The 15,997-nt window shown below is 66.5% G+C and carries 7 protein-coding genes; all 7 read left to right on the forward strand.

What is annotated here, in order from left to right; all coding sequences use genetic code 11:
• The first annotated feature begins 18 nt into the window (after positions 1-18).
• The 7 genes from smc (at position 19) to BLW32_RS09620 (ending at position 15,996) form a co-directional block, all read left to right on the forward strand.
• Positions 19-3,603: a chromosome segregation protein SMC gene (gene smc, locus BLW32_RS09590; RefSeq protein WP_068742515.1), complete on the forward strand. Its 3,585-nt coding sequence runs from the start codon at positions 19-21 to the stop codon at positions 3,601-3,603.
• A 158-nt stretch (positions 3,604-3,761) separates the two neighbouring features.
• Positions 3,762-4,868: a DNA cytosine methyltransferase gene (locus tag BLW32_RS09595; RefSeq protein ID WP_074850476.1), complete on the forward strand. Its 1,107-nt coding sequence runs from the start codon at positions 3,762-3,764 to the stop codon at positions 4,866-4,868.
• A gap of 121 nt (positions 4,869-4,989) precedes the next feature.
• The gene (locus tag BLW32_RS09600; protein WP_068742514.1) at positions 4,990-6,384 is read left to right on the forward strand and encodes a GTP pyrophosphokinase; all 1,395 of its coding nucleotides are present in this window, start codon (positions 4,990-4,992) and stop codon (positions 6,382-6,384) included.
• Positions 6,385-6,441: 57 nt separating this feature from the next.
• Positions 6,442-8,235 (forward strand): UvrD-helicase domain-containing protein, encoded by a 1,794-nt coding sequence (locus BLW32_RS09605; protein ID WP_068742513.1) that lies wholly within the window; start codon positions 6,442-6,444, stop codon positions 8,233-8,235.
• A gap of 2 nt (positions 8,236-8,237) precedes the next feature.
• A complete protein-coding gene (locus BLW32_RS09610; RefSeq protein WP_231857424.1) occupies positions 8,238-11,408 on the forward strand; it encodes a helicase-related protein in 3,171 nt (1,056 codons plus the stop codon).
• The gene (gene drmB / locus BLW32_RS09615) at positions 11,405-13,147 is read left to right on the forward strand and encodes a DUF1998 domain-containing protein (protein ID WP_068742512.1); all 1,743 of its coding nucleotides are present in this window, start codon (positions 11,405-11,407) and stop codon (positions 13,145-13,147) included. Before BLW32_RS09610 ends, drmB begins: the two co-directional genes overlap by 4 nt.
• Before the next feature lie 35 nt (positions 13,148-13,182).
• Positions 13,183-15,996 carry a DEAD/DEAH box helicase gene (locus tag BLW32_RS09620; protein WP_068742511.1) on the forward strand — a complete coding sequence of 938 codons (2,814 nt, stop codon included), beginning with the start codon at positions 13,183-13,185 and terminating at the stop codon, positions 15,994-15,996.
• Position 15,997 lies beyond the last annotated feature (1 nt).

Genomic DNA, 15,997 nt, shown 5'->3' on the forward strand with positions numbered 1-15,997 from the left:
CGCCTAAACTGGCGTTTCGTGTATCTCAAGTCGCTGACACTGAAGGGCTTCAAGTCCTTCGCTTCGGCGACGACTCTGCGCCTCGAACCGGGCATCACCTGCGTCGTCGGGCCCAACGGCTCGGGTAAGTCGAACATCCTCGACGCCCTGCGCTGGGTGATGGGCGAGCAGGGCGCGAAGGGCCTGCGCGGCGGCAAGATGGAGGACGTCATCTTCGCCGGCACCTCCGGCCGCGCGCCTCTGGGCCGCGCCGAGGTCACGCTCACCATCGACAACTCCGACGGTGCGCTGCCCATCGACTACTCCGAGGTCTCCATCACGCGGCGCATGTTCCGCGACGGCGCTGGCGAGTACGAGATCAACGGCACCAAGTGCCGCCTCATGGACGTGCAGGAGCTGCTCTCCGACAGCGGCATCGGCCGTGAGATGCACGTCATCGTCGGCCAGGGCCAGCTCGCGGCGATCCTCGAGTCGAAGCCCGAGGAACGTCGCGCCTTCATCGAGGAGGCGGCCGGCGTGCTCAAGCACCGCCGCCGCAAGGAGAAGGCGGTCCGCAAGCTCGACTCCATGCAGGCCAATCTCGCCCGCCTCACCGACCTCACGACGGAGCTGCGCCGCCAGCTCAAGCCGCTGGGGCGGCAGGCCGAGGTCGCCCGTCGGGCGCAGACCATCCAGGCCGATCTGCGCGACGCCCGCCTGCGTCTTGCGGCCGACGACCTGGTGCGGCGGCGTGCCGAGCTGGCGGATCAGAGCGGTAACGAGGCGGCGGTGCGTCTCGAGCAGAATGAGGTTGCCGAGCAGCTCGACGAGGCGAACGCGCTGGTCGCGGAGCACTCCGAGGCCGTCGCCGCGCTGGACCCGGCGGTGAAGGCCGCGGGCGAGGGCTGGTTCTCGCTCTCCGCGCTCGCCGAGCGCGTCTCGTCGACCGAACGCATCGCCTCCGAGCGCGCCCGCCTGCTGTCCGAGCCCGTCCAGCACGCCCCCGGCCGCGACCCCGACGAGCTGGAGGCCGAGGCCGAGCGCGTCGCCGAGGAGGAGGCCGAGCTCATCGAGGCCCTCGAGGAGGCCGCCATGATCCTCGAGGAGGCCACCGAGGAGCTCGCGTCGCGCGAGGAGTCCGCCCGCGACGCGGAGAAGGCGCACATGGCCGCGGTCGCGGCGATCGCGGACCGTCGGGAAGGGCTCGCGCGCCTGGCCGGCCAGGTCGAGACCCTGCGCACCCGCGCCGAGTCCGTGGAGGCGGAGTCCGGGCGGCTCACCGCCGCCATCGCGGAGGCTGTGGAGCGCGCCGAGGCCGCCGAAGCCGAGTTCGAGCAGGTCCAGGGGCAGATCGCAGAGCTCGACGCCTCCGAGGCCTCGCTCGACGAGCACCACGAACGCAGCGTCGCGGCCTACAACGCCGCCAGCGCGCGGGTCGAGGAACTGCGCGCGTCGGAGCGGGAGGCCGAGCAGAAGGTGGCCTCGCTCGTCGCGCGCATCGAGGCGCTGTCGATGAACCTGGACCGGGGCGACGGTGCCGCGTGGATCGCCGAGCACGTCGACGGCGTGACGGCCGCCGTGTCGTCGCGGCTCTCCATCCGTGCGGGTTACGAGAAGGCCGTTGCCGTCGCACTGGGACCGGTGGCGGAGGCCGTTGCGGCGGGCTCTCGGAATCTGGCCGTTTCGGCCATCGACAAGCTCCGCGACGCGGACGGCGGACGGGCGTCCGTCGTCGTCGAGGGCGTCGCGCCCGGCACGGTGCCCACGGGCCCCCTGCCCGACGGTGCCGTCTGGGCCGCGTCGTGTGTGACCGCCCCGTCCTCGTTGGAGGGGGCCGTGACGGCGGCGCTGGCCGGGTACGTGCTCGTCGGCTCAGTGGCGGACGCGGTGGCCGTGGTCGCCGAGCGGCCCGAGCTGCGGGCCGTCACGTCTGACGGTGACGTCATCTCTCACGGGGTGCTGACCGGCGGCTCCGCGGCGCGGCAGTCGACGCTGGAGGTGCAGAAGTCGATCGACGCCGCGGAGGCGACGCTGGGGGAGACCCGGCGTTCGGTGGAATCGATCTCCGCTGCTCTGGCCGGCGCTGCAGAGGAGTTGGCGTCGCGGCGCGAGGTCACGGAGTCGGCGCTGGCGGCGCTGCACGAGTCGGATGCGCAGCTCGGCGCGATCTACGAGCAGCTGGCCCGGCTGGGGCAGGCGGCGCGGAGCGCGCGCGACGAGGCCGAGCGTCTGGTGGCGCAGCGAACCCGGATCGAGGGCTCGCGGGACGAGACGCGGGCCGCGCTGGTCGAGCACGAGGAGCGCCTGCGGCTCGCGGAAGAGCTGCCCGAGGATTCGGTGTCCGTGGGCACGGACGAGCGGGACGCGGCTGCTGCCGCCCTGGCCGCGGCGCGGTCGGTGGAGATGGAGGCGCGCCTGGCGCGCCGCACTGCCGAGGAGCGTGCGGCCGGCGTGCGGGGCAAGGCCGAGGGGCTTCGACGGGCCGCAGCTGCCGAGCGGGCTGCGCGGGAGCGGGCGGAGGCGGCGGCTGCTGCGCGCCTGTCGGCTGCTGCCGTGGCTTCGTCGGTCGCGGAAGGCGCCGCGCTGGTGTCCTCGCGACTGGGGCGCGCGGTGACGAGGGCTGCTGCGCATCGTGATGCGCTGGAGGCATCACGCGCCCAGCGCGCCGGCGCGCTGGATGTCGCGCGGCAGGAGAGCGTGGCCCTGACGGCTCGACTGGCCCAGCTGACGGATGCGGTGCACCGCGACGAGGTGGCGCGGGCCCAGGCGGCGCTGCGGATCGAGCAACTCGAGGAGCAGGTGGTGGCGTCGTTCGCGATGTCGCCCGACGACCTGGTGGCCGAGTACGGGCCGGACGTTCCGCTGCCGCCGTCCGCGCTGGAGCTGGAGGAGTACGAGGCGGCGCGGGAGCGCGGCGAGACTGTGGTGAAGCCACAGGGGCTCCCGTTCGACCGAGCGGTGCAGGAGCGGCGTTTGAAGCTCGCGGAGAAGGACCTGGCGACGCTGGGGCGGGTGAACCCGCTGGCGCTGGAGGAGTTCGCGGCGCTGGAGGAGCGCTACAACTTCCTCTCCACGCAGCTCGAAGACGTGAAGTCGGCTCGAGAGGACCTGCTGAGCGTGGTCGAGGAGGTGGACGCCAAGATCCTGCAGGTGTTCACCGAGGCGTGGGTGGACGTGGAGCGCGAGTTCGTCGAGGTGTTCAAGACCCTGTTCCCGGGTGGCGAGGGCAAGCTGATCCTCACCGAGCCGGGGGACATGCTGACCACCGGCATCGACGTCGAGGCCCGCCCGCCGGGCAAGAAGGTCAAGCGGTTGTCGCTGCTCTCCGGCGGCGAGAAGTCCCTGACCGCCGTCGCCATGCTGGTCGCCATCTTCCGCGCCCGCCCGTCCCCGTTCTACGTGATGGACGAGGTCGAAGCCGCGCTGGACGACACCAACCTGCGCCGCCTGATCTCGCTGTTCGAGCAGCTCCGTGACAAGTCCCAGCTCATCGTCATCACCCACCAGAAGCCGACGATGGAGGTCGCCGACGCACTCTATGGCGTGTCGATGCGCGGCGATGGCATCACCCAGGTCATCAGTCAGCGCATCCGTGGGCAGGAGTTGGGGGCTCTGCCGGTGTAGTGGCATACGGATTGTCGACCACCAGTTGTATTGCTGGTTCTACCAGCGGTGTGGACGGAGCACCCGATGAAGGTGCCTTCTGGTGACGGGGATATTCCTGATGTGGCTCGGTGGGGAGCGTGCCGTCACACGAGCTGCGAAAGGATAGGATTCCGTCCATGGGGATCGAACCGCGCCAGGACGGGCTTTCGAGGACCGGCGCAAGGATCGTAGATCTATTCGCAGGACCCGGCGGGTTGGATGTGGCTGCAACGTGGCTTGGACTCGATTCCGTTGGCGTGGAGCTTGATCCTGACGCGATAGCTACGCGACGTGCGGCCGGGCTCCGAACTCGGCCGGGTGACGTGCGCGATGTCGTACCGGATGACTTTCCAGGTTGCACCGTCCTAGCCGCTGGTCCTCCGTGTCAGACCTTCACTGTCGCCGGGCGCGGTTCCGGGCGGCTTTCATTGGACCTGGTACTCGATCTCGTGGGGTTGGTGGGAGAACGAAGAATCGACCAAGCGGCTTCTGCAACAGAGGCGTTGGATGACCAGCGGACGGGTTTGGTGTTGCAGCCATTGATCTGGGCGATGACTGCGAGGTGGCCGTATTCCGCGATCGTTTTGGAGCAGGTTCCGGCCGTACTTCCGGTTTGGGAGGCGATGGCTGATGTGTTGCGCGATCAAGGCTACGGTGTAGCGACTGGGGTACTGAACGCGGAGCAGTTCGGGGTTCCTCAGACGCGCCGGCGAGCTGTGCTGATCGCTCGCCTCGGTGCTGGCGACCGTGAAGTGTCACTGCCGAAGCCGACTCACAAGAGGTTCCGCGGGGTGGATGACACGGCGGGTCTGCTGGATTGTGTGACGATGGGGGATGCGCTCCCGAATCTTGGAGATTTCGAGATCGTTTCAAATTACGGAACCGGTGGAGATCCGCGTGCGCGTGGCCGCCGGACTGCCGATCAGCCTGCATTTACCGTCACTGGGAAGATTTCTCGCAATCGGTTACGCAGCCGTAATGGCACCGAAGGGCGTCTCAGTTCCGCTCAGTCAGGGGTGCTGCAAACGTTTCCTTTGGACTATCCGTGGAGCGGGCGCAATGTTGCGCAGCAGATTGGAAACGCTATCCCGCCCTTGCTCGCGCTCCATGTTCTCGTTTCTGCGCTCGGCCTGTCCGGCGTTGAGTTGAAGGAAGCAGTCGAGGTGTCGCGACGGCCGTGGTTCGGTCGGCGTGACTTGCCTGCGAAAGTTATGATTCGTGATGTTGAAACAGCTTCGTTGTAATGGTTGCGGCAGTTGGTTGATCTGTATTTTCTTCGATTGTTCGGCGGTGTGCTGCGGTTGGTGCAGTCTCTGGTTACGATTCGATCGTGAGTGAGGGGCGAGGATGCTCGGGGGAGGATGCATGGCCGACATTGACTATCGGAACTGGGATTGGTTGCCAACAGCCGCCAATGAGATCAGTGATTACCTGAAGCGGCTGCTGACTGAGTCGGGGATTCGACCGCACGACGTCACTGCTCGAGCCAAGTCGATCGAATCGTTTCAGCGGAAGTGGCGAGAGAAAGACTACCGCGACCCTCTTCGGGATGTGACCGACACGGTCGCGGTCCGGATCATCACGTATTCGAAGACCGACCTCGAACGTTCGGCCGACCTTATTCGGGCGCGCCTCGCTGTGAAACCGGGTGAGGATCGAAACCCAGGTGATGAGAAGGCTGCGGTGGAACCGAGGCGCCGAGGGTACGACTGCCGGCACCTCGTCGTCGCAGGAGAGGCTGCGACGACTGAGTCGGGCTGGATCATTTCCGGCGGTAGCTTGGCTCGGTACTTCGAGCGGTTCGGTGGACTCGAGATTCAGATCCGCACAGTTGCGGCACACGCTTGGGCGGAATTCGAGCACGCCCGCCGCTACAAGGGCGCATCGTACCGAGCCATCGGCGAATCCGACCGGGAAACCATTGATCAACTCTTCGGGGCTGCGTCCGATGCACGGCGCAGCCTCGACGAGACCTTCGTCGCCATCGATCGGATTCTGGCCAACCCGGCGCAATCGGACCCGGTTGTATCCGAGGCCGCCGCAACGGACCCTGTTGATGTCGAACAGAACGAGGTCACCCCCGTAGACGCCACGACATTGACGGAGTTCTTGACCGAGCGCTATCCGAACGACGGCAGGGCGTCAGATGCCGGTCTGGCCTTTGCAGTCGAGCTGGTACGGAAGTCGGGACTTCAGACGATCGAAGCACTCCAGGCGGAGCTCGACGGTCAGGACGACGATCGAATCAAGGCGCTGATGGACATGAACACGCCGGTGACGCAGGTCAGACGGCTCGACGATTCGCTGCTCGCCAGGTTCGGTGAGGACTACATCGACAGCACCGGCGACTCTGGAAACGGCAAGTCGCGTGCGATGCAGCTGCGGTCTCGGTTCGACCTCCTTCGCGGGAAGGTCGGTCACAGTCATTACTTCCTCGTCGGACTGGACGTTCCCGATGACGTCTCCATGCAGCCGCTGCCCGCGGCCCGCACCGTACGAGAATTCGCTCGAATCGTCGCGAACCGCCGTGGGGTGGCCGCGGCAGAAGTCGAGGGTGCGATCAGTGGGCGTGACGACCTTCCAACGAGCGCACGCGCAAAGCAGGTGACTCTAGACGGCGGCGGTGCGGTCTGGGTCGCGACGAACCTCCGTCGAGACGCCTCTGAACGCCTCTTCGCGGAACTGAGCAGGAACGCCGAGGGATTGGACGTGAAGGTGATGAGGGACGATGGCCGTGGACCCGAACATATCGAGTCCTGACCCCGTCCCGGTCTGCGGATCGAACATCTCTTCCGGCCGCAAGCCGGCGGTGAGATCATGATCACGGAGTTGGACCCGTCGCAAGCGGCGGTTGCCGACGCGGCCCCTCACGAGCGGTTGCTCGTGACAGCGGGAGCAGGCCAGGGGAAGACGGAGGTCGTCGCCGCTCGTCTGGAGCACCTGATCGACGAGGGACTATCGGCTTCGCGGGAGATACTGGTACTCAGTTTCTCCCGCGCGGCCGTGCGCGCAATCGAGGATCGCTTGCGGGCGGCGGAGCTCGCCCGCGTCAACGTTCGTACCTTCGACTCATTCGCATCGGAACTGATTCTCGTCGCCGGACTAGAACCGGTTGGAACGTTCGACGAGCGGATTCGGATGGCGACGCGGCTCCTCGCAGAGGATCCGGATGTGAACGACCTGATGTCCGACCTTCGCCACGTCGTCATCGACGAAGTCCAGGACCTCGTCGGCGACCGCGCGGACTTCGTCCTCGCGATCGTCGGCGGTATCGACGATGAAGCGGGCATAACGGTGCTCGGTGACCCGCTGCAGGGGATCTACGACTTCGTTCTGTCGGAGTCCGAGAGTGGAACGACCTTCGACGAACTTCTCGTGGGGCTCGAGGCTCTTCCAGGGGCGCAGAGGGTGACGTTGGAGCGCGACTATCGCGCCCGAGGTTCCGACTGCGTTCGGTTCGTGGAGGTCTCCAAGCAGGTCCGGCGGATGGGCCTGCCCGACGCGATCGAGCTGATACGCACCTATCGAGAGTCCCTGCCGCACGTGAAGGTCGTCGACGACTGGCAGGAGGTGGTGGGGCCGACCGGGCGAACAGGGGTGCTCTGCCGCAGCAATGCGGAAGTGCTAGCGGTCTCCGCGGAGCTCAGCAGTAGTGGGATCGAACACGTCGTGAGGCGCCCGGCCCGCGCTCGTGGCGGCGCCAGATGGATCGCGAATGCTCTGTCCGGACTGACAGGCCCACTGGTTGCGCGCTCGGACGTCGAACGAGCACTTGCTGCGGTGTTGCCGCAGGACGAGGTCTCCGAATGTTGGTTCGCGCTGACGCGGTCCACGGGCCGAACGCGATCGGGCGATCAGCTCAACCTCGCCGCGCTCCGTGCTGCGATCAGAACCGCCGCGGTACCGCTGCAGCTGGTCGAACCCGACGACGCCCCTGTGATCGTGTCCACTGTTCATCGGGCGAAGGGACTGGAGTTCGATCACGTCGTCCTCGTCGGCGACGGCGACGGCGACGCGTTCGGCGAGGAGTCCGACGCCTCCCGCTTGCACCTCGAATACGTCGCACTCAGTAGGGCCCGCGACACGATGGTGATCGTCGATGGACGTGGTTCGCGGGGACTCATCGTCGAGCGCGACTGGTTACCGGGTCGCCTTCAGCGGCTCAGCGGCCCGCGCGGGCGACTACGGATGTCCGCATTGGAGCTCACCCGATCGGACGTGGAGGCAGGCGTTCCGTATGTCGGCGCGATGACACCGGCTTCCGAGGTTCAGCGCACGTTGTCCTCGATCAGAGCCGGAGCAGCCGTCACCGGCGTTCTCGACGTCGTGGCGTCGACGGCGGATCGACCGGTGTACGACCTGACTGTGGGCGGTTCGACGGTCGGGCGCACGACGGCGGCGTTCGGCGAAGCTCTGGCGTCGGGACTCTCGCTGCTGCCGGGCGTTTGGCCCGGGGAGCTCGGTGACATGGTTCTCACTTCGGTCGAAACTTCTGCCGGGACTGCCGAAGTCACAGAAGATGCAGGGATCGGCCCGAGCGGTTTATGGCTGGTGCCACGAATCGTGGGGCTGGCACGGCCGGGTCCCGAGGTCATGGAAAGGGTGGGGTAGCGGTGGCTGGCGATCTGACGGAGATGTACGCATTCCGCGAGAAAATGGTAGATGCACTTCGTAAGGATCTGGTCGGTCCGAGCGGGGGAATGGACGAGATGATAGACGAGGCGCCTCTGTCCCGCTACATAGTCGGTGCCTTGTGGCCGGTACAGGACGACGACGACACGATCAGTGAACAGGGAGAGAAGGCCGATCCCACAGGCGCGGAGGCCGATGCGGAGGCCGATGAGGGCAGTCCGGTCGCCGAGTCCCGCATGCGGTTCCCGTCGTCGGTCGGAATGACGTTCTCGGTGCGCGCCTCGGCCGGACTCGTCTCGGTGATCCCTCGGGGTGCACGGTACGAGGACACGAGTGACCCCGGCTCCGACGAGACACGGTGGCAGCGCCATCCGCTACCGGAGGTCCCCATGGTCGTAGATCTGCGCGAAGCCGGCGTGAAGCGCCCCGAGGTTGCGGACGGACTTCAGCTCTACACGTTCGTGCGGCCCGAGCGCGACGGCGTGGTCACCGTGACGGTTGCCCTGAAGAACACCCGGGAATCGATCAAAGGCGAGTTGCGCGACTCGTCCTCCTGGTTTCAAGTGGGCCTCACGGTTCGCGCCGAATCGGACGACATCGTGGATCGGTCCGTCGCCAAGAACATCGGAGCGGATGCCGATCTCGACACCGCCGCGCTGATGTACCGGGATAGCCACAGCTTCGCCATCGGTCACGGCTGCGCCGCTGACTGGGACCGTGTGCCGGGTGCCCGGGACGTCTCGGAGGTCCGGACGGAATTCATTCCCACGCATGAAGTCCACCGGGCCAAGCCCGGAGCAGTCGAAGGTGTCGATCTGCGGATGAAGACCCTCGCGAACGGTGCCGTCGGCGAGATCACGGCGAACCTCACAGCACTCACCTCTCGTTACCGCGACTGGATCGACGCACTCGAGGGTGATGTCCATTCCGGGGCGGCCCACGTGGATGGTGGTCTGCGCGACGTCGCGGCCCGCCACTTCCGCGACATGCGGAGGGCGGCCGACAGGGTCGACGTCGGAATCCGATTGCTGGATAGCGATGCCGACGCCCTACGTGCTTTCCGTCTAGCGAATCGCGCGATGCAGTTGCAGCGAGCGAGGCAGGACTGGGTCCGCGGTGGAGCCGAGGGAACGGTCGGTGACGGACACGACGCGCAATGGCGTCCGTTCCAGATCGCCTACGTGCTGCTCAATCTGCCCGGAATCAACGATCCGAAGCACGCCGACAGGGACGTCGCGGACCTACTGTGGTTTCCCACCGGCGGAGGTAAGACCGAGGCGTACCTGGGACTGGTGGCGTTCGTCATCCTGCTGCGCCGCATCCGTGATTCGTCGGCGCTGGGCGTTGCCGTGATCATGCGGTACACACTGAGGCTGTTGACGATTCAGCAGTTCGAGCGGGCCGCGATGTTGATGTGCTCGCTGGAGACGGTGCGGGAGGCCGATCCGAAACTGGGCTCGCGGCCGTTCTCGATCGGTCTGTGGGTCGGCTCGGGTGCGACTCCCAACAGTCTGAGAGAGGCGCGAACCTCGCTCACCAAGCTCGCGAACGGGCAGGATCTTCAGGAGAAGAATCCCGTCCAACTCACGCAGTGCCCCTGGTGCGGCACTGCGATGAACGACGGGCAGTACTCGGTGGAACGCAGACCGCACGAGCATCTGCGCATCGCCTGCGGCACGCCCTCATGCGACTTTCGTAACGGGCTACCGGTCCATGTGATCGATGAGGACGTCTATCGTGCCCGGCCGGAGCTGATCCTGGGTACCGTGGACAAGTTCGCGATGATGGCGTGGAACGAGAACGTCGGCAAACTCTTCGCCCGAGATGGTATCGGCTCGGCGCCCGAGCTGATCATTCAGGACGAGTTGCACCTCATCTCCGGGCCATTGGGTTCGATGGTCGGCCTGTACGAGACCGCGGTGGACGCGGCGTGCTCGGTACCCTCGCTCAGCGATGAGCGCGGTCGGGCACGGCCCAAGGTGATCGCGTCGACGGCGACCATTCGGCGGGCGGAAGAACAGGTCAAGGCGGTGTTCGACCGGACGGCGAATCTCTTTCCGCCACCGGGGATCGACCCGGACAGGTCCTTCTTCGCGGAGCCGTCGGACCGCAACGAGCTCGGCACCCGGCAGTACGTGGGGGTGATGGCGTCCGGCACGAGCCACGCGACACTCCTCGTGCGCGTATACGCCGCGCTGCTGCAGGCCGCCGCAGACATCGACGGTGAAGATGCAGTGCGTGACCCGTACTGGACGCTTCTGGGGTACTTCAACAGCCTGCGCGTGCTGGGCAGTGCGTACCTCCAGGTCGAAGGCGATGTCCGCGAACGGCTGGGAGTGGTCGCGCGGCGATCTGGCTCCACGAAACGCGAGCTCAAGACGATCAACGAATTGACCAGTCGCGTGCCCTCTTCGGAGATCCCTGAGCGCCTCAAAGCGCTGGAGACCGCGGTCGGAGGAACGCAGTCACCGAACGACGTCGTGCTCGCGACGAACATGATCTCGGTGGGAGTCGACATCGACCGCTTGGGCCTCATGGCGGTAATGGGGCAACCGCAGGCGAGCGCCGAGTACATCCAGGCGACATCTCGAGTCGGACGCAAGCACCCGGGCCTGGTGGTCACCATCTTCAACTCGGCGCGATCCCGCGATCGATCGCACTACGAGAGCTTCCGGCCGTTCCATCAGTCGCTCTACCGCGCCGTCGAGGCCACCAGCGCGACGCCGTTCGCCGCCCGCGCGCGCGATCGAGGGCTGCACGGCGTTCTCATCGCCGCCACACGGATGCTCGTGAAGGGGATGGCGGCGGACGACGCGGCGCACTTCGCCTCCGAACGTTGGGACGACTTGGTCGTGATCGACGAGTTGGTGACCGCCCGGGTAGCCCGGGTGGCACCGGATGAGGCAGAGGCAACGGAAAGCGAGATCGGGCGCCTACGGGAAATCTGGGCAGACGCGGGCGACGACCAGCCGAACCTGAAGTACAAGAACAAGAACTTCGACGCCGCCCTGATGGTCCGCCCCGAGGACGCGCTCGTGAACGAGGACATCGACTATTCGGTTCACGAGCCCCCGTGGCCGACCCTGCAGAGCATGCGGGACGTCGACGCCGAGAGCAGCCTCCACCACATGTCACTGAGGAGGAAGAAGTGAGCGAATCCGCAGCCAAGGCGCGTCGTAGTCAATTGGTGAGCACCTACGGGATCGGTGGCCTCTTCCCGTCGGAGACGTCGAGCTACATGATCGTGGGACTGCACCACTGGAAGCACGACAAGTGCCCCGAGGTCGTCGAACCCCGGCTCGCACGATCGCTGGGCGTGCAGGAGCTGAGAATGCCCGCGGCGGGCGGTCGAAGGGACGTTCCGGTGGTGCGGTTCCCCGAGACCCAGATCTGCCCCGCATGCCGCCGGCTGGGAACCACAACGCAGCTCGGGGGTGACTGGAACGCCACACACTGCCGCTGCAAGGACGGGCGCGACGGTGCGGCACTATCCCCGTTCCGTTTGATCATCGCCTGCAAGCGCGGGCACATCGACGATTTCCCGTTCTTCCAATGGCTCCACCGCGGCCCCAGGGGCGGTGAGGGTGCGTCCCATGAGATGAGAATGGTCTCCCTGGGCCGCACATCGTCGTTGGATGATCTGGTCCTCGAATGCACGTGCGGGGTGGAGCAGAAGAGCCTCGACGGCGCATCGCATGCGACGGCGATGAAGGGCGTTTTCAGCTGCAAAGGCCACCGGCCGTGGCTCGGGCCCGAGTTCGACCAGGAGTGCGATGAGGTGCCGAGGGTTCTGCAGCGCGGTGCGTCGAACGTGTGGTTTCCCGCGGTCCGTTCGGCCATCTCCATCCCGCCCTATTCTGAGGCGCTGTCGAAGTTCGTCGCCAAGAACTGGCCTTTCGTGGAGAAGGTGCTCGCGCCCGACGACGCCGCAGCGCAGGCGGCCGCGAACCAGTCGCGGGGGAAGTTCACCGCGGAACAGATCGTGGCGGAGGTGCTCAGGCGGCACGGCGAGGAGAGCGGCGAAGCGTTGGACGAGGCTCAGTTGCGCCGTCAGGAGTTCAAGGCGCTGATGGACGGCCGCGACGACAACGACGAGGATCCCGATTTCGTCTGCCTGAAAACCGTTGTCGGCGGGAACTTCCCGGCTGTGGTTCCGGCTTCCCTCACCGAACTCCGCAAGGTCACCCGCCTTCGTGAGGTTCGCGCTTTGCGCGGGTTTTCGCGGCTGAGCGGCGAAGCGGATGAAGTTTCACTATGTGCGTTGTCGCCCGACCGGACGAACTGGCTGCCCGCGATCGAGGTGATCGGCGAGGGCATATTCGTCGGATTCGACCGAACGAAGGTGACCGAGTGGGCCGAATCCGAGTTCGCACAGCGTCGTCGGAAGCTCTTGCAGCGCGCGGCGGACAAGCAGGGCGCGGCTTTCAAGCGCGCTCCCATAACGGTGGACATCGCGAAGGTCGCCCTGCACACCTTCGCGCACGTCCTCATCGATCAGCTCTCGCTGGACGCCGGCTATCCCGCTTCCGCCCTGCGGGAACGCCTGTTCGTGGATGCGGAGATGGCGGGCATGCTGATCTACACGGCGAGCTCCGATTCCGCGGGAAGCCTGGGCGGTGTGGCATCCCAGGCGGATCCGCATCGGTTCGTGGAAGCCGTCCGTGAGGGGCTGACGCGATTGTCCTGGTGCACATCGGACCCGGTATGCATCGAGTCACCGGCGTCGGGCACCGACGCGCTCAACATGGCGGCCTGCCATGCGTGCGTGCTCGCGCCGGAGACCTCGTGCGAGGAGAACAACACGCTCCTCGATCGTGCGCTGCTGTTCGGCACGCACGAGCCGGGCGAGGAGACCGCGGGTCTGTTCAGTGCGCATCTCGCGCACGCCTAAGCTCAGCACCTGAGCGCTAGAGGAGGCACCGGTACATGGCGGATATCGCCGCAGGGGAACGCGTCGTCGTTCGCGATGAGGAGTGGCTGGTGCGTGCGGTGCGCACCACCGAGCGAGACGGAACCCGGGTCGAGGTCACCGGTCTGAGCGAGCTCGTCCGCGATCAGGACGCCGTGTTCTTCGACCACCCGGAACTGGACGTCGTCCACCGGCTCGATCCGCGCGACGGGAATCTCGTCGCGGATGCGTCGCCGGGATTCCGGCGCACCCGCCTGTGGCTGGAGTCCGCACGCCGGGCGAGCCCGATCCCGGTGTCCGATACCAGGATCACCGTCGGTCATGAAGCCCTGCTCGACCGCATGGACTACCAGCTGCGGCCAGCTGCGCAGGCATTGCGGAACCTGCGGCCCCGCATCCTCATCGGCGACGCGGTGGGTTTGGGCAAGACCCTCGAGATCGGCATCCTGCTGTCCGAGTTGATCCGGCGGGGCCGCGGCGAACGCATCCTGGTGGTCACGCCCCGCGCCGTGCTCGAACAGTTCCAGCAGGAACTCTGGACCAGATTCGCGATCCCACTCGTTCGGCTGGACTCCGCCGGAATCCAGCGCGTCAAGCAGACACTGCCCAGCTCGCGGAACCCGTTCAGCTATTACAAGCGTGCGATCGTCTCCATCGACACCCTCAAGAACCCGGCCCGCTACAAGCACCACTTGAAGAACCAGCACTGGGACGCCGTAGTGATCGACGAGTGCCACAACCTGATCAACCGTGGAACGCAGAACAACGAGCTGGCACGGCTGCTGTCCGCGCAATCCGACGCCTTCATCCTCGCCAGCGCCACGCCGCACAACGGAAAACAGGAATCCTTCGCCGAGCTGATCAACATGCTCGACCCCACGGCGATCGTGGATCCGCAGAAGTACCAGGCCGAGGATATCGAGCACCTCTATGTGCGCCGGCACCGCAACTCGCCCGATGTGAAGCTCGACGTTGCCCATAAATGGCGGGAGCGTCGCACTCCCGACATCGTCGGTGTCACGCCCACTCCCGCGGAGCGGGCCGTGCTGCGCGAGCTGGAGGACGTCTGGTTGCACCCCACCGGGCAGCCGGTGGTTGAGGGCAAGGGGCGGCGCCTCTTCCCGTGGACGCTGTACAAGGCGTTCCTCTCCTCTCCCCGGGCACTGCGGGCCAGTATCGACCGCCGCATCCGTGCCATCGGGGACGAGTTCGAGCGCGAATCGATGGCCTTACAGCGCCTTGATGAACTCGCCGCGGCCGCGGACGTCGCGACGCCCGCCAAACTGGCACGGCTCGTCGACTACCTGGTCGGAATCGGAGTCGCGAAGAACTCCGAGGAGCGGGTGGTCATCTTCTCCGAGCGCATCGACACACTCGAATGGCTGCAGGCGGAGCTGCGACGGCGCCTGAAGTTCCCGGCGAAGGCATCCGGCGGGGTGCTCGCAGTCGAGGTGCTGCACGCCGGGCTCTCCGACGAGAAGATCCAGGCGGTCGTGGAGGGCTTCGGACAGAAGGCCTCGCCGATCCGGATCCTGATCGCCTCGGATATGGCCTCCGAGGGACTCAATCTGCATAAGGAGTGCCACCAGCTGGTGCACTACGACCTGCCGTGGTCGTTCATCCGGATCCAGCAGCGCAACGGCCGGGTGGACCGGTACGGGCAGATGCACTCACCGCGCATCGCGGCGCTCGCCCTGGCCGCCGACGAAGACGTGACGGACGACCTCAACGTGGTCACGAAGCTGCTGCAGAAGGAGCATGAGGCGAACCGTGCGCTGGGCGATGCCCAGGTGCTCCTCGATCTTCACGATGCGAAGATCGAGGAGGAGACCGTGATGGAGGCGATCAGGGTGGGTGAGGACCTCGATGAGGTGATCCCGGAACCGAAACCGGAGAAGCTGGATCCGTTCGCCCGATTGATCGTTCAGGGCGGGGCGCACGAGACCGACCCCGCGCCGGAGACCGCCGCACGGCTGTCGCTGTTCGACGACGACGACAACTACCTCACCGACGAGCTCTCGGACATCGCCGCGGACAGTGGCGCCGCGCTCGATCTGCATCGCGACGACGAGCGCGATCTCGTCGCCTTCGCACCTCCCGCTGATCTGATCACCCGATTCCGCGACCTGCCGCCCGACTACCTGAGCGAGCAGCGCATCGAGGAGAGGCTTCGCCTGACCGGGAGCAAGGACACCGCACGGGAACGACTGACCCGAGCCCAACGATCGCAGGACTCATTCTGGCCCGATGTGCACTTCCTCGCTCCGATCCACCCCGTGCTCGACTGGGCCGGTGACCGTGCCATCGGCCGTTTCGGCCGCAACGAGGTGCCGGTGGTGTGCGGTTCGGTCGAACAGCCCCACCTCCTCACCCAGGCCGTGTGGTCCAACGAAGCCGGACGTCCGGCCATCTCGTACTGGGGTGCGGTGACGGGGCTCCCGGGCAAGCCGGTGATGACGGAGTTCGAGACCGTGGTGCGGGACGCCGGGCTGACGGAGGCCGCGGGCAATCCCGGAATCCCCGATGACCTGATCGAGCCACTCCGGCCGCTGGTGCCGATCGCGATCGATGCGGCGACCGACCACATCCGGCGGCGTCGAGACGAATTCGAGCGTGATCTGCTCGATCGGATCGAGCGCTACCGCGCGGATCTCCGATCGTGGGAGCAGGCCGCGCTGACCGTCGCCTCCGAACCGGGCGGGCGCTCCGGTACACGCCTCGTCATCGAAGCGACGGCGGGGAGTTGGACGTCGATCATCGACTCGCTCTCGGCCTCCGGCGATCCGTTCGTCCGCGTCGTGGGCGTCATCATTCCGAAGCCGCAAGGGTGAA

This window comes from Tsukamurella tyrosinosolvens (assembly GCF_900104775.1).
Classification (GTDB): Bacteria; Actinomycetota; Actinomycetes; order Mycobacteriales; family Mycobacteriaceae; genus Tsukamurella; species Tsukamurella tyrosinosolvens.

What these genes read in the sequence shown, in the direction of transcription:
- BLW32_RS09605 (WP_068742513.1), top strand. Translation starts at nt 6,442, where the DNA reads ATGATCACGGAGTTGGACCCGTCGCAAGCGGCGGTTGCCGACGCGGCC.
- BLW32_RS09620 (WP_068742511.1), top strand. Translation starts at nt 13,183, where the DNA reads ATGGCGGATATCGCCGCAGGGGAACGCGTCGTCGTTCGCGATGAGGAG.
- BLW32_RS09600 (WP_068742514.1), top strand. Translation starts at nt 4,990, where the DNA reads ATGGCCGACATTGACTATCGGAACTGGGATTGGTTGCCAACAGCCGCC.
- BLW32_RS09595 (WP_074850476.1), top strand. Translation starts at nt 3,762, where the DNA reads ATGGGGATCGAACCGCGCCAGGACGGGCTTTCGAGGACCGGCGCAAGG.